Raw genomic sequence first — 20123 nt, forward strand, 5'->3', positions numbered from 1 at the left:
CCGCGTCGGCGCGCAACAGCCGCCCTTGTCGGCCGCGCGCCGCAGGTGCCGCGCGGCTCAGGTGCCGGGGCACAGCCGCCGCAGCGCCGCCACGAGTTCGTCCAGGTCCAGCGGCTTGACCAGGTGGGCATCGAAGCCCGCGCGGCGCGTGCGCTCCACATCGTCGGGCTGCCCCCATCCCGTAGCGGCGATCAGCCGCACGTCCTGCGCGTCGGGCATGGCCTTGACCGCCCGCGCCACCTCGTAGCCGTCGGGCGAGGGCATGCCGATGTCCAGCACCAGCACGTCCGGCGGCGCATGGACCACCTGGGTCAGCGCCTCGCTGCCCGACAGCGCGACGTGCGCGTCGAAGCCCCGCAGCCCCAGCAGCCGCGCGATGGGCCAGACCGCGTCGGCGTTGTCGTCCACCAGCAGGACCCGCGGCAGGCGCGCCGCGGCGGCGGCGTCCGCGAGACTCGCGGGCGGTTGCGGATCGGGCCGCACCTCGCCGGGCAGCCCGTCGATGGGCACGGCCACGGTGAAGCGCGAGCCCTGGCCCGGGCCCGTGCTGTCGCCGTTGACGCGGCCGCCGTGCAGCTCCACGATGCTGCGCACCAGCGCAAGGCCGATGCCCAGCCCGCCGGCGCCGGGCCGCAGCTCCGAGGGCCGCTGCGCGAACATCTCGAACATCGACTCGACCACGCCGGCCTCCATGCCGATGCCGTTGTCGCTGACGCAGAAGACGAGCTCCCCACCGTGCCGCGCGACGTCGAGCGCGATGCGTCCGCCGTCGGGCGTGTACTTGACGGCATTGGTCAGCAGGTTCGACAGCACCTGGCTCATGCGCACGGGGTCGACGAAGAGCTGCAGCTCCGGCTCGGGAACCGACACCGCCAGCGCATGGGCCGCATCGTCCAGCCCGTGGCGCGTCGACTCCACCGCGGCCTCCACCAGCACGCGCACCGGCACCCAGCGCTTGCGCAGGTTCATACGGCCCAGGCGCAGGCTGGAGACATCCAGCAGGTCGTCGAGCAGCACCTTCATGGTCTGTGCCTGGCGCCGCACGATGTCGGTGGCACGGCCGCGCTCCGGCGCGGGCAGGTCCGGCTCGGCCAGTGCCGTGCCCGCCGCATGGATGGAGGCGAGCGGATTGCGCAGCTCGTGCGACAGCACCGCCAGGAAGCGGTCCTTGCTGCGGTTGGCCGCCTCCAGGGCCTGCTGCGCGGCGCGCTGCTGGCTCTGGTCGCGCAGGATCTTGACGAAACCCACCAGGCCATCGGGCCCGCGCATGGGCATGAGCGCGCCGCTGGCCCAGAAGCGCGAGCCGTCCTTGCGCACATGCCAGCGGTCGTCCATGGCATGGCCCTCGCGCACCGCGGCCTGCAGCTCCAGCCGCGGCGCGCCCGAGGCGCGGTCCTCCTCGGTGAAGACCAGGTCGGCGAAGCGACCCGCGACCTCGGGCTCCGAATAGCCCAGCAGACGTTCGGCGCCGGTGTTCCAGCCGGTGATGCGGCCCTGCAGGTCGGTGGAGAAGATGGCGTATTCGACCGCGTTCTCCACGATCAGGCGCAGCCGTTCCTCGCTGGCGCGCAAGGCGTCCTCGGCACGGCGGCGCTCGCCGATGTCGGTGCTGACGACCACCAGCGAGGGCGTGGCGTCGCCCTGGGCGTCGAGCAGGCCCACGCTGTTGTGCATCCACAGCACCGAGCCGTCCTTGCGCAGGCAGCGCTTCTCGATCTGGAAGGGCTGGTGGTCGCGCAGCAGCCGCTCGGTGCGCTCCATGCTGGCGGCACGGTCCTCGGGGTGGATCAGCTCCATCAGCAGGGTGCCGACGAGTTCGCCCTCGTCGTAGCCCAGCATGCGCGCGTAGTGGCGGTTGACGAAGAAGATGCGGCCCGCCTCGTCGGCCTGCAGCACGCCCACCGAGGCCTGGTTGACGATGGCGCCGAAACGCGCCTCGGACTCGCGCAGGGCCCGCTGCGCCAGCCGCAGCTCGCTGATGTCCACGAAGGTCAGCACCACGCCGGCCACCTGGCCCTCGCCGGTGCGGTGCGGCAGCACACGGGCCAGGTACCAGATGCCGGCGCCGGCCTCCACCTCGCGCTCCACGGGCGTCAGGTGCCGCAGCACGCGGCCGGCGTCGGCCATCAGGCCGGCATAGCGCAGCGGCGTGGCCAGGTCGGACAGCGGCCGGCCCAGGTCGCCGGGAATGAAGCGGAACAGGGCGCAGGCCGCCGGGGTGTAGCGCACCACGCGCAGCTCGCGGTCGAGGAAGACGGTCGCGATGGCGGTGGCGTCGAGCAGGTTGAGCAGTTCGCCATGGCTCTGCTGCAGGGCCTCGATCTCGCGCTCCAGCTCGCGCACGCGCTGGCCGGCCGCGGCCGCATCGGCTGAACCGGTGGCAGCGGGCGGGCCAGGAGGGCCGGGCGGAGGGGCGTGGGAGCGGGCAGGTTCGTCCATGCGGTTCCTCTCGGTGGATGGTGGGGCGGGCCCGCCAAGCCTGCCGCCATGCCGGCTCAGAGGCTGTAAGCCTTGAGGCGGTTGTAGAGCGTCTTCAGGCTGATCCCGAGGACCGCCGCCGCGCGCTCCTTGTGGCGGTCGCAATGCAGGTAGGTGGCCACGATGGCCTGGCGCTCGATCTCGGCCAGCGATGTGCCCACGGGCACGGATATCCAGCCCGGTGCAGCTGCCACCTGCACCTGCGCCTGGGCCTGCAGCGGCTCCAGCGGCATGGGCGCCGAGGCCGCCGCCAGCTCGGCCGACGAATCGGCCGCGCCGGGTGGCATCCATTCGTCGGACAGCCAGCCGTCCACGCTCATCACCCAGGCGCGCTGCACGGCATTTCGCAGCTGGCGCACGTTGCCGGGCCAGTGGTAGGCGCGCAGCTTGCGCAGGGCCTCGGGGGTGAAGCGACGGCCCAGGCCCTCCTGCACGCGCAGTTGCTGCGCAAAGTGCAGGGCCAGCAGTTCCACATCGTCGCCGCGGGCACGCAGTGGCGGCAGGATGATGGGAAAGACATTGAGGCGGTAGAGCAGGTCCTCGCGCAGCACGCCGGCGCGCACGGCCGCATGCGGGTCGCGGTTGGTGGCCGCGATGATGCGCACGTCGGTCTGCTGCAGCTCGGTGGAGCCCACGCGCATGAAGGTGCCCGACTCCAGCACGCGCAGCAGCTTGACCTGCAGCTCGGCCGGCATCTCGGTCACTTCGTCGAGGAAGAGCGTGCCGCCGTGCGCCCGCTCGAAGAAGCCGCGGTGCTGGCGCTCGGCCCCGGTGAAGGCGCCGCGCTCGTGGCCGAAGATCTCGCTCTCGATCAGGTGGGGCGACAGCGCGCCGCAATTGACGGCCAGAAAGGGCTGCTCGCGGCGGCGGCTCAGGTCATGCACCGCGCGGGCCACCAGTTCCTTGCCGGTGCCGCTTTCGCCCTGGATGAACACCGTCGCCGCCGAGCCCGCGACACGCGCGATCTGCAGGTAGACGCTCTGCATGGGCTCGGAACGTCCGATCAGGGCGCCGAAGCGGCCGGTCTCTCGCCAGGTCTCGGTCAGTTCTGCCACCTCGGCCCGCAGCCGCGAGGGCCGCATCAGGCGCGACAGCAGGTGCCGCAACTGCTGCGCCTGAACAGGCTTGACCAGGTAGTCGGCCGCACCCAGGCGCAGCGCCCGGATCGAGGTCTCCAGGCTGGCCTGCCCGGTGATCAGCACCACCTCGATGTCGTGCGTGCTGGCCTGGGCCGCTTCGAGCAACTCGAAGCCGCTGCCGTCGGGCAGGTGCACGTCCAGCAGCATGAGGTCGGGCGGCGAGACCACCAGCGCACGCCGCGCATCGGCGAGGGTGCCGCAGGTGGAGACGCGATGACCCTCGCGCGCCACCAGGGCCGCCAGCATGCGTGCCACGTCCTCATCGTCCTCGACGATCAGTGCTCGTCCCATTCCACTCCTCGGATGTGCTTTTCTAGCGGCGGCCCGCGGTCGGGCGCGGGCGATGCGGCGCGGAATCCTGCGCGCAGGCCCGGACGCTATCGCAGCCCGCGTCCCCCCGCTGTCGGACGGATGCAGAAATTGCGGCAAGGACTGCCGATTCACCCCAAGAATCCCGCAGAAATTAACACTTATTTATTAAATAAGCGCCGTTCGAGCGTGGCACATCCGTTGCGCTGTCTTGGGGGTGAGACTTTCCAGAACCACCGATTTCGGCACACCCCTTCCACCCTCTGCCTTTTCGCCCGGCACCCCCTGCGCACCTGCGCGGTGGCCGCGCCGCGCGGGAGCACCCACGTGATCCGGGTCGGCATCGCCGACGACCATCCGGTGGTGCGCTCGGGGTTGCGGGCCCTGCTCTCGTCCTGCGACGACATGAGCGTGGTGGGCGAGGCGAGCGATGGCCGCGAGACGCGCGCGCTGGCGCTGGACGTGCGCCCCCACGTGCTGATCATGGACCTGATGATGCCGGGCTACAGTGCGCTGGACCTCATGACCACCCTGCGCGAACGCGCCTCGGGGGTGGCCGTGATGGTCTACACCGGCTACCCGGCCGAGCACTACGGCCCCGCGCTGCTGCGCGACGGCGCCCGGGCCTACCTGGGCAAGGACTGCGACCCCTCCGAGGTACTGGCCGCCATCCGCGCGCTACACGCCGGCCGGCGCTACATCACCTCGGACATGGCGGGCGTGCTGGCCCAGCGCTCCAGCATCCAGACCAGCGAGGCGGCGCCCCACCACGCGCTCACGCCGCGCGAGTTCCAGATCTTCCTGAAGCTCGCGCAGGGCGACAGCCCGGCCCACATCGCCGACGCCCTGTGCGTGTCGGCCAAGACGATCAGCACCCACAAGGCCCGCATCATGGCCAAGATGGACCTCCATTCGAACAGCGAGTTGACCTACTACGCGACCAAGCGTCGGCTGCTCAGGTGAGGACACCCGCCATGCCGCTCCAATGCTCCGGGCGGCCGCCGGAGGCGGCTGCTCTTCGGGCACGTCCAAGCCGGCGCAGGCAGGCTCGGAGCCGCGGCCCTCAGCCCCTCACTGGCGCCTTCGGCTTGGAGGGGGGCGCACCCAGGGGCCTGGCGAAGCCAGTTCCTCGGATGCCCTGGCTTGGCCCGCTCCGCGGCCATCCAATTTGTGTCGCCGCGCCAGTTTCATGCGAGGCGGGTGGCGCACAGCGCCATGGAAGACTGACATGACCACTCGCTCCCCGCCGTCCACCCCACCTGCGCCGCCGGAGTCGCCGCAGCAGGCGCTGCTGCGCGAGTTCGACCACGACGCGCGTTCACCGCTGAGCGCCATGGCCGCCGCCACCGAACTGCTCGGGGCCACCGACGACCCGGCGCTGCAGGAAGAGGCCCGCGGCGTGATCGCGCGGCAGGTGCGCAAGCTCAACGAGCTGTTCGCGGCCTTCCGGGCCCGGCTGGCCGCCCTGGCCTCGGGACGCAACGATCCGCCCATCTGACTCGCCAGCGGCGCGCATGGCCCGGCGAAGTACGGCCGAGCGGCGCCGTTCTCACTCCATCAGCTGGTGGCGGATGGCATAGAGCGTCATCTCGCCGTTGGAGCGCAGGCCCAGCTTCTCCAGGATGCGGGTCCGGTAGCCGCCCACCGTCTTGACCGACAGGCACAGCGACGAAGCAGCCTGCTGCAGGTCGCAGCCCTGAGCCAGCTTGAGCAGCACCTGCAACTCGCGGCGGGTGAGCGGCTCTTCGTGGCGGCCATCGGCGGGCACACAGTGCTCCAGCAGCAGGTTGGCCATGGTGGGCGACATGTGGCGCTCGCCGCGCGCGACGGCACGCACGGCCCGCAGCAGTTCGTGCGGATCGCTTTCCTTGTCGACCAGGGCCCGCACGCCCTCGCGCACCAGCGTGCAGGCGTACTGCTCCGCCGCAAACCCGGTATACACCACCAGGCCCACATCGGGCGCCTGCATGCGCAAGCGGACGACCTCGTCGAGCACGTTCGAACCCGGGATCACCAGGTCGAGCACCAGCACATCGAGCTGCTGCGCGATCAGCTCGCGGGCCAGCCCGCGTGCCCGGTCACATTCCCACACCATCTGCAGGTCGTCCTCGGCGCCGAACAGCGCCTTGAGGCCGGTGCGCACGACCGGGTGGTCGTCGACCACGCCGACACGAATCGGCTGCAAGGCGCGCGGGAGGCGGGAAGACAGCGAAAAGGCGGAAGTGGGCGCGGAGGCCGCATGATGGGTGCTCTGCATGACGGTGTACTGGCAACTCCCATGCCGCGCCATCCGCTTGAGGATGAAAGAAGAAGCTGCGTGTTGGCGACATGCAGACCGGCTGGCTGGGCCCGCAGCCGACCGGGCCTCATCGCTTGCAGCAAGTGTTGCCGCAAGCCTTGCAGCCGCAAGGCGAAGCTCGCCCCGGCCCGCTGACGATGGGCCCGTCCTTGTCCGACATGGGGCCGCTGGCAGCTCCATAAGCTGAACGGACCCGCCCCCAGCCGCCGAGGTCGGCGGCGCCCGAGCCCCGGACGGCGGGCCCACGACCCAAGGAGCATTTCCATGTCGAATTCACAGAACGGACGTCCCGGCCACACCGAGCACAACGCCACTGGCAAGCAGCGCCCCACGCCGCGCAACGAAGGCCGGCGTACGCCCGAGAGCCGCCATGACCGCGAGGACCATGCAGGCAGCGGCAACCAGAAACAGCAGCGCCAGGGCGGTGGTCATGGCGTGCATTGAACGCTGGGCCGCAGCGGCAGTTGCGATGGGGGCGCTGGCGGCCGGCCTGCCAGCGGCGGCGCAGAGCTCCGGCAACCCGCGCGGCAATCCCCAGGGCAGCGCCACGCCGGGTTCGACGGGCCGCGCCGTGCCTCCGCCGGCCAGTCGCCCCCCGCAAAGCGCAGCGCCGACGAGCGGGACTGAAGGCCGGCGGACCAACCCGGATCAACCCGAGGCGAGCAGCGGCCATGGCCGTGAGATCGGGGTGGGACAGCCGGGTGGACTCGGCGGCCAGCGTGCGGCCGAATCGCGCAATCGCACCACCGAGACGAATCAGGCGCCGAAGCCGGCCCAGACGCGATGAAGCCCGCGTGACGGGAAGGCCTTTTGGGGTGCTCACCGCCACGGCTTCGACAAGTTCAGCCCGAACGGAAGAGGTGTGACGCTCAGGCGTCCGGTACCCCGCTGACCTGACGCAGGTCCTCGGCATGGCGATGTGCCCCGTCGCCGCGGTCGCCAGCGGGCGATGTGTCCTGGTCCAGCTGCGTGGTGGGCGGGTGCCGTGCGTCGCCAACGACCGGCGCAACCGGCATGGGGATCTGCTCTGGCGGCGTCTGTTCGTCGGGGCGCTTATGGCCGTCCAGCGTGCGGACGGGATCCTCACCCACACCCTGGGGCGGAGCACGGCGGCGGTCTTCGTTGGGATTCATGGCGTTGTCCTTGAACGGTGCAGGCCCGCTCCAGCGTCTGCCCGGCGTGAAGACGGGATGACGAGCGAAGCGGAGAGCCATGCAGGTTGTGCCACCCGGTCGACCAAGGCGTAGGAATCGCCGCAAAGCGGTGTGCGCTCCAGGGTTGTGGTGTCCAGGCGCACGGCAGGCTCCTCCCGCGCCTACACGCCCGGAGGAGGCTGCGGGCCAACCTGAAGCTTCCTCGCGGCGCCGGATCTCCGAACGTCGCGGCGCCGGATCTCCGGACGGTCAGGCGCTGCACGTGCGCAGCGCTTCGCCTTCGCTGAGTCCTGCGCGCATTCACACCAGGAGCCTGCGACCATGAGTACCACACGCATCACCGACAGCGGCGAGGGCACCCGACCGACCACCGACGGCGCCGCGGGCAATCTGGGCCCCGCCAAAGGCTATCCGGATGGGGACACCGTCAAGCCGGGACCGCATGAGCGCATGATGGACAAGCGTCAGGACGCCGAGGCCGCGGAACAAGACGGCTCAGCGCCCTGGGGCGTGCGCGAATCCATGCGGCCCAATCCCAACACCGAACCACCGCCGTGGCCTGGCAAGACACGCAAGGGCCGCGAGGCGCCACCCGCGCGCTGAGGTGCTCCTCACACGGTGCGCTCCCGTGAACGCGCGCTTCGGCCGTGGACCTGGCCCACGCCACGACTGCCGGATTCACCGCTTGTCGTCGCCGCCGGCATTCTTCGACAGCGCAAGGAACTCCTGCGTGAGTACGCCCAGGTGCTCGGCCAACCATCCCAAAGTCGCTTCCTCCTGGCGCAGAATTTCCTCGCACACGTGACGGGTCTGGGGGTCCTGCGCCATCTCGGCCACGGCCACCATCACACGGTACGTGGCCACCTCGTAGTGCTCGAAGGCATAGCAGGTCATCGCCACGTTGATCACCTCGTCGCTGGCCGGCCGGGCACTCAGGCTCTGCACCATTGCACTCATCCTGCCTGCCACCTCCTTGCCCCCGGAAGTGCTGCCGCCGCGACGGTGGATGCACTCGCTCAGCATTCGCGCCTGCTCCCGGGTCTGCTGATGATGGGCCTGCAACCTGGCCTTGAGCACGGGGTGACTGCCCAGGCGGTCGCACGCCGTCTGGAGCAGCAGCTCTGCCTGCTCCTCCATGGCATGGGCGTCTCGCAACCAGTCCATCAGGTGCTCGGCGGCATAGGTCATGGACAGGTTCATGGGTGCAGGCGAAGAAGGTGCGTGCGTCGCACTGCCGTCCGCAGCGAAGCCGTCGAGGGAGGCACCCGGGTCCTCCTCGCCGGCCGCTGATTCGCTTGACAAGTCCACGCCAGGAGCCTTGCCAGATTCGGGGTTCATAAGAGCGCGTCCTTGCGGGATGTTGATGCCACCACTCTGGGAGCCAGGGGCCCTGGCGATGTAGGAAGAGTTCGGGCTGCCCCCGCGCCGAACTCGCGAGATGCCCCGCAAGCCCGCCCCGACGCGTACGCCTTCCAGGCCCGGCTGTGCGCTCCCACCCCGAGCTGAGCCTCCACCTACACGGTCCTGGAGGCAGCACGCGAACGCTGTGCGCTGGAGCCCCTGCATCAGCGGGCCCCTTGTCAAACCCATCCCCCCACAGGAGTCCTCTTCATGTTCTCGCACAACAAACGTCTGCAATACACCGTGCACGTCAGCATGCCCAACCCCGGCCTCGCCAACCTCATGCTGGAGCAGTTCGGCGGCCCACAGGGCGAGCTGGCTGCGGCCTGCCGCTACTTCACCCAGGCCGTGGCCGAAGACGATCCCGGACGCAAGGACATGCTGTTCGACATCGCCACCGAAGAGCTGAGCCACCTGGAGGTGATCGGCAACATCGTGTGCATGCTCAACAAGGGCGCCAAGGGCCGACTGGCCGAGGGCATCGACGAGCAGGGCGATCTCTATCGCTCCATCACCGGCGCAGGCAACGACAGCCACCTCACGCAGGTGCTCTACGGCGGTGGAGCCCCGCTGGTGAACTCGGCAGGTGTGCCTTGGACCTCTGCCTACATCGACACCATCGGCGAGCCCACGGCCGACCTGCGCTCCAACATCGCGGCCGAGGCCCGCGCCAAGATCGTCTACGAGCGGCTCATCAACCTCACCGACGACCCCGGCGTGAAGGACGCCCTCACCTTCCTGATGACGCGCGAGGTGGCGCACCAGAAGTCCTTCGAGAAGGCGCTCTACAGCATCGAGCCCAACTTCCCGCCGGGCAAGCTGCCGGGCGACCCGCGCTTCACCAGCGTGTACTTCCGCATGTCCAAGGGCGAGGCCGATGTCAGGGGTCCGTGGAACGAAGGGCCGGACTGGGACTTCGTGCCGATGACGCAGGACTCGGGCCCCGTGGACGGCCGCACCGGCTGGGCCTCGGTCGAACTGCCCGAGGGCGATGCGGAGCTGGTGCGTGCCATGGCCACGCGCACGCAGTCGCGCACCGACATCGATCCCACCACCGGTGCCGAGCTGGGCGCCGGCGTCACCCCGCCACCGGCGGCCAAGAAGAAGTGAGCAAGGGCCGCGACGCGGATGCGCCGGCGCCGGGTGGCCTGGCGCTGGTCATCATCGACATGATCAGTGGCTGGGACTTTCCGGACGCCGAGCACCTGTTGCCGCATGCCCAGCGCGTGGCCACCGAGATCGCGGCGCTGGCCCAGGCCTGCCGCGACCGCGGTGTGCCCGTCATCTATGCCAACGACAACCGCGGGCGCTGGCGGTCGGACTTCCGCTCGCTGGTCGATGCGGCCCTGGCCCAGGACGGGTCGGGCGCGGAGATCACGCGACTGATGCGCCCGCACGAGCACGACTACTTCGTGCTCAAGCCCAAGCATTCGATCTTCCATGGCACGCCCATGCCGTTCCTGCTGCAGCACCTGAAGGTTCAACGGCTGGTGCTCGCCGGTGTCTCCAGCGACCAGTGCGTGCTCATGTCCGTGTCGGACGCGCGCATGCGCGAGCTGGACCCGATCGTGCCCGCGGACTGCTCGGCCTCGCAGGGCGAGGAACGGCACAAGGTGCTGCTGCAGCAGCTGCGCGAGACGTGGAAGGTCGAGGCGCCGGACACCTGGCGCGTGCTCTTCGAGGGCGCGTCGCCTTCTTCTTCCCCTTCCCCACCGCCCCGCCAGGAGCCTTCCAATGACTGAACCCACGCCCCAGGCCTCCACGCCGCCCCAGCAGCCGCCCGGCCTCGAGTCGCGCATGACCCCGGAGCCCGACTTCGGCGCCGACAGCTACCGCGGCAGCGCCAAGCTGCAGGGCAAGGTGGCGCTGATCACCGGCGGCGACAGCGGCATCGGCCGCGCCGTCGCCCTGGCCTTTGCGCGCGAGGGCGCGGACGTGCTGATCTCCTTCCTGGAGGAAGAGGAAAGCGATGCCCGCGTCACCCGCGAGTGGGTGCAGAAAGAAGGCCGCCAATGCCTGGCCATCGCCGGCGACATCCGCAGCGAGGCGCATTGCCGCTCGCTGGTGGATGCGGCCGTGCAGCAGTTCGGCCACCTCGACGTGCTGGTCAACAACGCCGCCTTCCAGATGAGCCACAAGTCGCTCGACGAGTTGACCGAAGAGGAGATCGACCGCACCTTCCGCACCAACGTCTTCGCCATGTTCTTTCTGGCCAAGGCCGCGGTGCCGCATATGAAGCCGGGCGCGTCGATCATCAACACAGCGTCGATCAACGCCGACAAGCCCAACGCCACGCTGGTGGCGTATGCCGCCACCAAGGGCGCGATCCAGAACCTCACCGGCGGGCTGGCCCAGTTGCTGGCCGAGAAGGGCATCCGCGTGAACTGCGTGGCGCCGGGCCCGGTGTGGACGCCGCTGATCCCCTCGACGATGCCGCCCGAGCAGGTGGCCAAATTCGGGCAACAGACGCCGATGAAGCGCCCCGCGCAGCCCAAGGAACTGCAGGCGGCCTATGTGATGCTGGCCTCGGACGAGGCCAGCTACATCTCGGGCGCCACGATTGCCGTCACTGGCGGCGTGCCGATGATCTAGCGATGACGCGGCAAGGAAGTTTGCCTACAGCGCCACCCAGCCCGGCGTGCGCGCGATTGCGCCAAACAGAGCCGCCGCGTGATCGGAAGGCGTGGCGTAGAGGTCCAGCGGATGGGGCATGCCGTGCAGCAGGAACACCGCGCGGATGCGCTCGTCCCAATCCAGCAGGGCCATCGACCAGTCGGCGAACACCCGCGCCGGGGCCGGGCCGCGATCGAGCAACTTGACCTGCTGGTGCCGGTCGTCGGCCAGGATGATGCTGTAGAGGCGCTCCACCGCGGCCTGCGGGCCTTCCAGGTACTGCATGTACACGCCATCCAGCAGGCACAGCGCACCGGTGATCGAGGCCGCGGCATTGTTGTCGCGCGACTGCCGCAGGATGCCCGCCACGTCCTCCGAGCGGAAGGCCCGGGCGCGGCTGGCATAGATGAGTCGGTAGATCACGCGGCCATCCTAGCCGCCGTGCCGGGACCGGAGAAGTCGGCTCAACTGCAGACGGCGACCGGCGCATGGTCACTTGGATTCGGGCTGCCTCAGGGCAAACCCTGAACACAATCTCTGAAACCGGTTTCATAATTTCCGTCATCGGAGACACACCGGCGCGCCCACGCGCCCCACGCCCGTGAATTACCAGTTCCAGTTCGATGCCGTGCTCGCCGCCTGGCCCCTGCTGCTCAAGGGCACATGGATCACGGTGCAGCTCTCCCTCACCGCCACCCTGCTGGGCCTTGCGGTGGCCGTGGTGTGCGCCTGGGGCAAGACCAGCGGCCCGGCGCCGCTGCGCTTCCTGATCAACGCCTACATCGAGGTGATCCGGAACACGCCCTTCCTGGTGCAGCTGTTCTTCTTTTTCTTCGCGCTGCCGGTCGTCGGCGTGCGCTGGTCGCCCTACATGGCGGCGCTCACGGCCATGGTGGTCAACCTCGGGGCCTATGCCACCGAGATCATCCGCGCCGGCATCGAGTCCATTCCCAAGGGGCAGATCGAGGCGGGCCGCGCGCTCAACCTCAAGGGCTGGGAGATCTTCCGCTTCATCATCATCAAGCCCGCGCTCAAGGCCATCTACCCGGCGCTGACCAGCCAGTTCATCCTGCTGATGCTGAGCTCGGCCGTGGTGTCGGTGATCTCGGCCGACGACCTCACCTCGGTGGCCGCCACGCTGCAGTCGCAGACCTTCCGCAGCTTCGAGATCTACATCGTCGTGGCCGCCATCTACCTCGGCCTCGCCCTGCTCTTCTCGCTGCTGTTCAAGCTGATCTACCAGCGCGTGCTGCACTACCCCGACCGCCGCTGAAGGCAGCACAAGGACACGACCACCATGCGTACCTTCGGCTTTCCCGAATTCCTGTTCATCCTCGAAGCGGCCCAATGGACGCTGGCCCTGTCGGCCATCGCCTTCGTGGGCGGCGCCATCCTGGGCCTGCTCATTGCGCTGGCCCGCACCAGCGAGAACCGCGCGGCGCTCTTCGCCTCGGGCGTGTTCATCCAGGTGTTCCAGGGCACGCCGCTGCTGCTGCAGCTGTTTTTGATCTTCTTCGGCGCGCCGGTGCTGGGGCTGGACATCAACCCGTGGGTCGCCGCGGGCGCGGCGCTCATCCTCAACAGCGCCGCCTTCCTGGGCGAGATCTGGCGCGGCTGCATCCAGGCCATTCCGCGCGGCCAGTGGGAAGCGGCCATGGCGCTGAACCTGTCGTACACCGCCCGCCTGCGCGACGTGGTGCTGCCCCAGGCCTTCAAGATCGCGCTGCCTCCCACGGTGGGCTACGTGGTGCAGATCATCAAGGGCACGTCGCTCGCGGCCATCATCGGCTTCACCGAGATCACCCGCGCCGGCCAGATCATCAACAACGCCACCTTCCAGCCGCTGGAGGTGTTCAGCACCGTGGCCGCGCTGTACTTCGTCATCTGCTGGCCGCTGTCGCTGCTGGCCGCGCACATGGAGCGCCGCCGCGCGCGGGCGCTCGCCCGCTGACTGCGCCCCCCTCTCTTCACCCCCGTCACGCTCAACCCAAGGAGACCTCCATGAACCTCAGCCTGCACCGCCGCACCGCCCTGGCACTGGGCCTGGCCGCCTGCGCCACCGCCTTTGCACCCCTGGCCTCGGCCCAGTCCGTGGCCGACATCAAGAAGAAGGGCGAGATCACCATCGGCATGCTGGTGGACTTTCCGCCCTACGGCACCACCGACGCCAAGAACCAGCCCGACGGCTACGACGCCGACGTGGCCAAGCTGCTGGCCAAGGACCTGGGCGTGAAGGCCAACATCGTGCCCGTCACCGGCCCCAACCGCATTCCCTTCCTGCTGACCAACAAGGTCGACCTGCTGATCGCCTCGCTGGCCGTCACGCCCGAGCGCGCCAAGCAGGTGGACTTCTCGGTGCCCTACGCCGCCGCCACCATCGTGCTGTACGGCAGCAGCAAGGTCGAGATGAAGTCGCCCGCCGACCTCAAGGGCAAGCGCGTGGGCGTGGCCCGCGCCAGCACGCAGGACGTGTCGCTGACCGCCGTGGCGCCCGAGGGCACCGAGATCCGCCGCTTCGACGACGACGCCTCGGCCATGCAGGCGCTGATGTCGGGCCAGGTCGATGCCATCGGCTGCTCCACCACCGTCGCCGCGCAGATCGCCAAGCGCGCCGGCAGCAACTTCGAGAACAAGTTCAACCTGCGCCAGCAGGTCATGGGCATCGCCATGCGCCCGGGCCAGCCCGAGCTGAAGAAGACGCTGGACGAATTCGTCGAGCGCAACAGGAAGAACGGCGAGCTGAACAAGCTCTACCAGAAGTGGCTGGGCACGGACTTCCCGGCCATGCCCAACTCCTGATTGGCTTCTTTCCCTATCCGACCGCACAAGGCAGCCGAACGATGAACAGCAGCGTGGCCGCGCCCCATGAACTGGGCGACCCCATCATCCGCATGGAAGGGGTGAGCAAGTGGTATGGCGAGTTCCAGGTGCTCACCGATGTGGACCTGTCGGTGCGCACCGGCGAGCGCATCGTCATCTGCGGGCCCTCGGGCTCGGGCAAGTCCACGCTGATCCGCTGCATCAACCGGCTGGAGACGGTGCAAAAGGGCCGCATCACGGTCGACGGCATCGAGCTGACGGCCGGCGGCAAGAACGTGGATGCCGTGCGCGCGGAAGTGGGCATGGTGTTCCAGCAGTTCAACCTGTTCCCGCACCTCACGATCCTGCAGAACTGCACACTGGCACCGATGCGCTCGCGCGGCATGTCGCGCGAAGAGGCCGAGGCGGTGGCCATGAAGTACCTGACGCGGGTGCGCATTCCCGAGCAGGCCAACAAGTACCCGAGTCAGCTGTCCGGCGGCCAGCAGCAGCGCGTGGCCATCGCCCGGGCGCTGTGCATGGCGCCCAAGATCATGCTGTTCGACGAGCCCACCTCGGCGCTCGACCCCGAGATGGTCAAGGAAGTGCTGGACACCATGATCGGCCTGGCCGACGACGGCATGACCATGCTGTGCGTCACCCACGAGATGGGCTTTGCCCGCAGCGTGGCCGACCGCGTGATCTTCATGGCCAGCGGCGAGATCCTCGAACAAGGTACGCCGGAGGCCTTCTTCGGCAACCCGCAGCACGAGAAGACGCGGCAGTTCCTGGGCCAGATCCTGACGTCCGGTCACTGACACGATGCTCTCCGTCCTGATCTCTCTTTCCTCCTTCGGCGCGGCCGAGGTGGGCCGCCATGGCCAGGCCTGGGCCACGGGCCTGGCCTACGAAGCCGGCGTGGACAGCGTCGAAGTGCGCGGCGAGCTGCTGCGCAATCCCGCGTCCGAACTGGCGGCACTCAAGGGCCATGCCGCGGTCTACTCCAGCCCCGAAGGCCTCTGGACCGCCGACGGGCAGCTCGACACGACCGCGCTCCAGACCGGCCTGGCCCGCGCGGTGGCCCTGGACGCGCCACGCCTCAAGATGGCCATCGGCGGCTTCCACGCCACGCGCAGCCGCGACTCCCTCGACGCACTGCGCGAGGCCCTGGCCCGCACGCCGGTGGAGCTGGTGATCGAGAACGACCAGACGCCCACCGCCGGCACACTCGACGCGCTGCTCGCCTTCTTCGACGCCCAGCAGGCCGCCGGCCTGGACCTGGGCATGACCTTTGACATGGGCAACTGGCACTGGCTGGGCGAATGCCCGCTCGAGGCCGCCCGCGCCCTGGCCCACCGCGTGTGCTACGTGCATGCCAAGGGCGTGCAGCGCCGGCCCGACAAGTGGGTCGCGGTGCCGCTGGCCGAATCGGCCGCACCCTGGCGCGCCGTGCTGCGCGCCCTGCCGGCCGATGTGCCGCATGCCATCGAATACCCGCTGATCGGCGACGACCTGACGGCCGTCACCCGCGCCGAGATCGCTGCCCTGCGCCAGCTGCGCACCGCCGCTTGAACACCCCAGCCCGAGCCTTCGCTGAACCGTCCCGCATGACCACCGCCCCCACCTTCGACGCCGCCACCTTCGGCGAGGCCATGCTGCTGCTGGTGGCCGACGAGCCCGGCCCCATCGAGCAGGCCACGCTCTTCCACAAGCGCAGCGCCGGCGCCGAGACCAACGTGGCCATCGGCCTGGCGCGCCTGGGCCTGAAGGTGGGCTGGGCCAGCCGACTGGGCACCGACTCCATGGGCCGCGCGCTGCTGGCCACCATGCAGGCCGAAGGCATCGACTGCTCGCATGTGGTGTGCGACGCCACGCAGCGCACCGGCTTCCAGTTCAAGGGCCGCGTCACCGACGGCAGCGATCCGCCCATCGAATACCACCGCAAGGGCTCGGCCGCCAGCCAGATGCGGCCCGAGGACATCGACGAGGCCTGGCTCTGCGCCGCGCGGCACCTGCATGCCACCGGCGTGTTCGCCGCCGTCTCCGAGACCACACTGCCGACCGCCCACCGCACGCTGGACCTGATGCGCGCCGCCGGCCGCAGCATCTCCTTCGACCCCAATCTGCGGCCCACGCTGTGGGGCAGCACCGAGCGCATGCGCACGTGCATCAATGCGCTGGCCGCCAAGGCTGACTGGGTGCTGCCCGGCCTGGAGGAAGGCCGGCTGCTGACCGGCGAGACCACCCCCGAAGCCATTGCGCGCTTCTACCGTGAGGCAGGCGCCTCGCTGGTCGTTGTCAAGCTCGGCCCCGACGGTGCCTACTACGACAGTGCCACGGCGGGCAGCGCGTATGTGCCGGGCTTTCCGGTCGACCAGGTGATCGACACCGTCGGCGCCGGCGACGGCTTTGCGGCCGGCGTGATCAGCGCGCTGCTCGAAGGCCGCAGCGTGCCGGAAGCCGTGCGCCGCGGCGCCTGGATCGGTGCCCGCGCCGTGCAGGCGCTGGGCGACACCGAGGGCCTGCCCACGCGGGCCCAGCTGCAGGAGGCTGGCCTGTGAGCGACGCACGCAAGAAGGTCCTGGTGTTCCGGGCGCTCCCGCCCGAACAGATGGCGCGGCTGCAGGCCGCGCACGAGGTCAGCTTCGCCGACCCCAAGAAGGACCGTGCCGCCTTCGACGCCGCCCTGCCCCAGGCACAGGGCCTGATCGGCTCCAGCTTTCCCATCGACGCCGGCGTGATCGCCGCGGCGCCGAAGCTGGAGGTGGTTTCCAGCGTCTCGGTGGGCGTGGACAACTACGACCTGGCCGCGCTTCATGCCCGCGGCATCGTGCTGGCCCACACGCCCGGCGTGCTGGACGAGACCGTGGCCGACACCGTCTTCGCCCTGCTGATGGCCACCAGCCGCCGCGTGGTCGAGCTGGCCACCCTGGTGCGCGAAGGCCGTTGGGACAGGAACATCGGCGAAGACCTCTTCGGCTTCGACGTGCATGGCAAGACGCTGGGGCTGCTGGGCTTCGGCCGCATCGGGCAGGCCATCGCACGCCGTGCCGCGCTGGGCTTCGGCATGCCGGTGCTCTATCACGCCCGCCGCCCGGTCGACCTGGCCACGCAGGCGCCCGAGCTGCAGGGCCGCGCGCATCACACGCCGCTGCCCCAGCTGCTGGACCGCGCCGACTTCGTGGTCGCCATGCTGCCGCTCACGCCCCAGACCCGCGGCATGGTCGATGCCGCCCTGCTCGCACAGATGAAGCCCGGCGCCATCTTCATCAATGGCGGCCGCGGCGCCACCGTGGACGAGCCGGCCCTGCTGGCGGCGCTGGACAGCGGCCACCTGCGCGCCGCCGGCCTGGACGTGTTCGCGCGCGAGCCGCTGCCGCTCGATTCGCCGCTGCGCACCCACCCCAAGGTGACGCCGCTGCCGCACATCGGCTCGGCCACCCACGAGACGCGCCATGGCATGGCCGAACTCGCGGTGAGCAACCTGCTCGATGCGCTGGCGGGTCGCCGCCCCGCCGCGGTGTACGACACTGCGGCTTCATGAACACACCGCCGCCGGCCGTGCGGCCGGTCCGCCCCACCATCTCGGACGTCGCGCGCGTGGCGGGCGTGTCCAAGGCCACGGTGTCGCGCTTCTTCAACCACCGCGAACGCCTGCTCAGCCCCGACATCGCGGCCCGCGTCGAGGCCGCCATCGCCGAACTGGGCTATGTGCCCAGCCCGATGGCGCAGGCGCTCAGCCACGGCCGCTCGCGGCTCATCGGGCTGATCGTGGCCGACATCACCAACCCCTTCTCGGTGGCCGTGCTGCGCGGCGCCGAGAAGGCCTGCAAGGACGCGGGCTACCTGGTGATGCTGTTCAACATCGGCAACGAGGCGGGCCGCGAGCGCGAAGCCATCGACGCCCTGGCCGGCTACCAGGTGGATGGCTTCATCCTCAACACCCTCGGGCGCGGCGCGGGCGTGGTCGAGGCCATCGCGGCCCACGGCAAGCCGGCCGTGCTGGTGGACCGGCGGCACGACGGCCTGGAGGCGGACTTCGTCTCCATCGACAACCGCGGCGCCATGGCCGAAGCCTGCAGCCACCTCATCGATGGCGGCTGGCGCGAGCTGCTCTACGTGACCGAGCCGCAGCAGGGCGTGAGCACCCGGCGCGAGCGCACGGCCGCCTTCCGAGACTGCCTCGAGGCGCATGCGCAGGCCTCGCCGCGGGTGCATGGGGAGGTGTTCGAGATGGCCGAGGGTGGCGACGAAGCCCTGCGCGATGCGCTGCGTGCCCTGCGCAAGCGGGCCCGCACGCCGCGCCGCGCCGCCGTGGTGGCGGGCAATTCGGTGGTCACGTTGCGCGTGGCGCAGGCCGTTCGGCAACTGGGATGGGAGTTCGGCGCCGAATTGGGCTTCGTCGGCTTCGACGAGCCGGAGTGGGCCTCGCTGGTGGGCCCGGGCCTCAGCACGCTGGCGCAGCCCACCGACGAACTCGGCCGCGCCGCGGCCGCCTGCCTGATCGAGCGCATGCAGGGCCTGGAAGGCCCGGCGCGCGAACTGCTGCTGCCGGGCACGCTCGTGGTGCGGGGCTCCTCGGCACCCTGAACGGCCGAGCACCGGCCGCCCAACGCGCGCGGCCGGCGTGTAGATTCGAGTCGATGCGCGACCTCACCGTCTTCGTCCTCGGCAGCGCCGCCATCGCCTGGGTGTCGCGCGGCGCGCTGCGGCATCCGCACTCGCACGGCTTCTACCGGTTTTTCGCCTGGGAATGCACGCTGGTCGTGGCGCTGCTCAACCGCGCGGTGTGGGCCGTGGACCCGTTCTCGCCGCGGCAGCTGCTGTCGTGGGTGCTGCTGTTCGGCTCCATCGTCCTGCCGCTGGCCGCCTGGCGGCAGCTGCGCCGCGAGGGTGCGCCCACCGAGGCACGGCGAGACGAGCACCTGCTGGGCTTCGAGAAGACCTCGCGCCTGGTGACCACCGGCCTGTTCCGCCACATCCGGCACCCCATGTACACCGCGCTGATCATGCTGGCCTGGGGCGCGACGCTGAAGCACCTCACGCCGCTGACCGTGGGCCTGGGCCTGGCGGCCACCGCGTTGCTGATCGTCACTGCGCTGCGCGACGAGCAGGAATGTCTGGCCTATTTCGGCGAGCCCTACCGCGCGTACATGAAGCGCACCCGGCGCTTCATTCCCGGGCTGCTGTAGCGCCGCCGCCGTCGTCCGGCAGCACGGTCAGGCTGCGTGCGCGCTGCATCGAATCGCTCTCCGCCGTCATCGCACCCACCGTGCGCGCCAGCTGGCGGCTGGTGCTGACATAGGCATGCCCGATGCGGCTGTCGAAGTAGAGCGAGTCGCCCTTGACCAGGCTCACCGTCTGTCCGGTCTCGAAGTACACGTCTACCGAGCCGCTGAGCACATAGACGAACTCCTCTCCCGGATGCCGCGCGAAGTCCTCCGGTCCGTTGAAGCGGCGCGCGCACACGGTGCCGAGCACGGGGATCATCTTCTTGCCGACGGCGCTGGAGTTGAGGAATTCGTAGACGAAGCTCTCGCCCCGATAGGCCACCCCCTCCCCGGCCCGCGTGACCAGAGGTCCGCTGAACTGCGCCGCCTTGGTGTGGGCGCTGGAGAACATCTCGCCCATGTCCATCTGCAGCGCTTCGCTCAGCGCGGCGAAATTCTCGTAGCCCAGCGCGAGCTGCCCCCGCTCTGCACGCGAGATGGTGGGGATCGATACCCCCGAGCGCTCGGCCAGCTGGGCCAGCGTCCAGCCGAGCTGCTTGCGCGCGGCGCGCAGGCGGCGGCCGAAGGTTTCGCGATCGAGGGTGTTGGCGGCAGGACGTGGTGCCGGGGTGCGAGGGCGCGGCTCTTTCATGGGCAAGGCGGGTTGCCGCGGATTGTGACAGCAAGCCGGCTCACCCTTGGCCCGCAATTTGCGTAAGCG

23 protein-coding genes are annotated in these 20123 nt (G+C 70.0%); 16 read left to right on the forward strand and 7 right to left on the reverse strand.

The genetic code is table 11. The features are described 5' to 3' along the window. Positions 1-57: 57 nt before the first annotated feature. Together ABIC63_RS00625 and ABIC63_RS00630 are read right to left on the reverse strand one after the other, a co-directional pair. Positions 58-2439, reverse strand: coding sequence for a PAS domain S-box protein (locus tag ABIC63_RS00625; RefSeq protein WP_354318315.1), 2382 nt, complete (start codon positions 2437-2439; stop codon positions 58-60). Positions 2440-2495: 56 nt separating this feature from the next. Beyond that, positions 2496-3908 (reverse strand): sigma-54-dependent transcriptional regulator, encoded by a 1413-nt coding sequence (locus ABIC63_RS00630; protein WP_294367371.1) that lies wholly within the window; start codon positions 3906-3908, stop codon positions 2496-2498. A 345-nt stretch (positions 3909-4253) separates the two neighbouring features. Here ABIC63_RS00630 and ABIC63_RS00635 point away from each other — a divergent pair, with 345 nt between their 5' ends. Then, positions 4254-4889 carry a response regulator gene (locus ABIC63_RS00635; RefSeq protein ID WP_354318316.1) on the forward strand — a complete coding sequence of 212 codons (636 nt, stop codon included), beginning with the start codon at positions 4254-4256 and terminating at the stop codon, positions 4887-4889. Positions 4890-5154: 265 nt separating this feature from the next. Next, a complete protein-coding gene (locus tag ABIC63_RS00640; RefSeq protein WP_354318317.1) occupies positions 5155-5424 on the forward strand; it encodes a hypothetical protein in 270 nt (89 codons plus the stop codon). A 51-nt stretch (positions 5425-5475) separates the two neighbouring features. Here ABIC63_RS00640 and ABIC63_RS00645 read toward each other — a convergent pair whose 3' ends face one another. Beyond that, positions 5476-6111 (reverse strand): response regulator, encoded by a 636-nt coding sequence (locus tag ABIC63_RS00645; RefSeq protein ID WP_354318318.1) that lies wholly within the window; start codon positions 6109-6111, stop codon positions 5476-5478. A gap of 378 nt (positions 6112-6489) precedes the next feature. On the opposite strand from ABIC63_RS00645, the gene ABIC63_RS00650 reads away from it, so the two are divergent. Then, the gene (locus ABIC63_RS00650) at positions 6490-6669 is read left to right on the forward strand and encodes a hypothetical protein (RefSeq protein ID WP_294367364.1); all 180 of its coding nucleotides are present in this window, start codon (positions 6490-6492) and stop codon (positions 6667-6669) included. Between the two features lie 425 nt (positions 6670-7094). Here ABIC63_RS00650 and ABIC63_RS00655 read toward each other — a convergent pair whose 3' ends face one another. Beyond that, positions 7095-7358 (reverse strand): hypothetical protein, encoded by a 264-nt coding sequence (locus ABIC63_RS00655; RefSeq protein ID WP_294367362.1) that lies wholly within the window; start codon positions 7356-7358, stop codon positions 7095-7097. Positions 7359-7700: 342 nt separating this feature from the next. Here ABIC63_RS00655 and ABIC63_RS00660 point away from each other — a divergent pair, with 342 nt between their 5' ends. Continuing rightward, positions 7701-7982, forward strand: a complete 282-nt coding sequence (locus ABIC63_RS00660; RefSeq protein WP_354318319.1) for a hypothetical protein — start codon at positions 7701-7703, stop codon at positions 7980-7982. Positions 7983-8057: 75 nt separating this feature from the next. Here the strand turns inward: ABIC63_RS00660 and ABIC63_RS00665 are convergent, their stop codons facing one another. Beyond that, on the reverse strand, positions 8058-8579 hold the full coding sequence (locus ABIC63_RS00665) for a ferritin-like domain-containing protein (RefSeq protein ID WP_354318320.1): 522 nt from the start codon (positions 8577-8579) through the stop codon (positions 8058-8060). A 411-nt stretch (positions 8580-8990) separates the two neighbouring features. On the opposite strand from ABIC63_RS00665, the gene ABIC63_RS00670 reads away from it, so the two are divergent. Genes ABIC63_RS00670 through ABIC63_RS00680 form a run of 3 tightly spaced genes read left to right on the forward strand, consistent with a single transcriptional unit; the run spans position 8991 to position 11372 of the window. Next, positions 8991-9890 (forward strand): manganese catalase family protein, encoded by a 900-nt coding sequence (locus tag ABIC63_RS00670; protein ID WP_354318321.1) that lies wholly within the window; start codon positions 8991-8993, stop codon positions 9888-9890. After that, positions 9887-10522, forward strand: a complete 636-nt coding sequence (locus ABIC63_RS00675) for a cysteine hydrolase family protein (protein ID WP_354318322.1) — start codon at positions 9887-9889, stop codon at positions 10520-10522. The genes ABIC63_RS00670 and ABIC63_RS00675 overlap by 4 nt, the downstream gene beginning before the upstream one ends. Next, complete coding sequence (locus tag ABIC63_RS00680) at positions 10515-11372, forward strand: SDR family oxidoreductase (RefSeq protein WP_354318323.1); 858 nt, start codon at positions 10515-10517, stop codon at positions 11370-11372. The genes ABIC63_RS00675 and ABIC63_RS00680 overlap by 8 nt, the downstream gene beginning before the upstream one ends. 24 nt (positions 11373-11396) lie before the next feature. Here the strand turns inward: ABIC63_RS00680 and ABIC63_RS00685 are convergent, their stop codons facing one another. Then, complete coding sequence (locus tag ABIC63_RS00685; RefSeq protein ID WP_354318324.1) at positions 11397-11816, reverse strand: BLUF domain-containing protein; 420 nt, start codon at positions 11814-11816, stop codon at positions 11397-11399. A gap of 178 nt (positions 11817-11994) precedes the next feature. Between ABIC63_RS00685 and ABIC63_RS00690 the strand changes: the two genes are divergently transcribed. Genes ABIC63_RS00690 through ABIC63_RS00730 form a run of 9 tightly spaced genes read left to right on the forward strand, consistent with a single transcriptional unit; the run spans position 11995 to position 19384 of the window. Beyond that, positions 11995-12666: an amino acid ABC transporter permease gene (locus tag ABIC63_RS00690; protein ID WP_354318325.1), complete on the forward strand. Its 672-nt coding sequence runs from the start codon at positions 11995-11997 to the stop codon at positions 12664-12666. A 24-nt stretch (positions 12667-12690) separates the two neighbouring features. Then, positions 12691-13344 (forward strand): amino acid ABC transporter permease, encoded by a 654-nt coding sequence (locus tag ABIC63_RS00695; RefSeq protein WP_354318326.1) that lies wholly within the window; start codon positions 12691-12693, stop codon positions 13342-13344. Between the two features lie 50 nt (positions 13345-13394). Beyond that, positions 13395-14192: a transporter substrate-binding domain-containing protein gene (locus ABIC63_RS00700; protein ID WP_354318327.1), complete on the forward strand. Its 798-nt coding sequence runs from the start codon at positions 13395-13397 to the stop codon at positions 14190-14192. Positions 14193-14233: 41 nt separating this feature from the next. Next, entirely contained in the window at positions 14234-15010 is a 777-nt protein-coding gene (locus ABIC63_RS00705) for an amino acid ABC transporter ATP-binding protein (protein WP_354318328.1), read from the forward strand. Between the two features lie 4 nt (positions 15011-15014). After that, positions 15015-15764: a sugar phosphate isomerase/epimerase family protein gene (locus ABIC63_RS00710; protein ID WP_294367342.1), complete on the forward strand. Its 750-nt coding sequence runs from the start codon at positions 15015-15017 to the stop codon at positions 15762-15764. A 35-nt stretch (positions 15765-15799) separates the two neighbouring features. After that, entirely contained in the window at positions 15800-16753 is a 954-nt protein-coding gene (locus ABIC63_RS00715) for a sugar kinase (protein ID WP_354318329.1), read from the forward strand. Beyond that, the gene (locus tag ABIC63_RS00720; RefSeq protein ID WP_354318330.1) at positions 16750-17736 is read left to right on the forward strand and encodes a 2-hydroxyacid dehydrogenase; all 987 of its coding nucleotides are present in this window, start codon (positions 16750-16752) and stop codon (positions 17734-17736) included. The genes ABIC63_RS00715 and ABIC63_RS00720 overlap by 4 nt, the downstream gene beginning before the upstream one ends. After that, on the forward strand, positions 17733-18782 hold the full coding sequence (locus tag ABIC63_RS00725) for a LacI family DNA-binding transcriptional regulator (protein WP_354318331.1): 1050 nt from the start codon (positions 17733-17735) through the stop codon (positions 18780-18782). Before ABIC63_RS00720 ends, ABIC63_RS00725 begins: the two co-directional genes overlap by 4 nt. A 53-nt stretch (positions 18783-18835) precedes the next feature. Beyond that, positions 18836-19384, forward strand: coding sequence for a methyltransferase family protein (locus ABIC63_RS00730; RefSeq protein ID WP_354318332.1), 549 nt, complete (start codon positions 18836-18838; stop codon positions 19382-19384). On the opposite strand, the gene ABIC63_RS00735 is transcribed toward ABIC63_RS00730, so the two are convergent. Next, positions 19365-20054 carry a helix-turn-helix domain-containing protein gene (locus ABIC63_RS00735; RefSeq protein ID WP_294367331.1) on the reverse strand — a complete coding sequence of 230 codons (690 nt, stop codon included), beginning with the start codon at positions 20052-20054 and terminating at the stop codon, positions 19365-19367. The two genes, ABIC63_RS00730 and ABIC63_RS00735, sit on opposite strands and share 20 nt — an antisense overlap. Positions 20055-20123: the final 69 nt, after the last annotated feature.

Origin of the sequence: Pseudacidovorax sp. 1753, from assembly GCF_040544975.1 — a bacterium.
Lineage (GTDB): Bacteria > Pseudomonadota > Gammaproteobacteria > Burkholderiales > Burkholderiaceae_C > Xenophilus.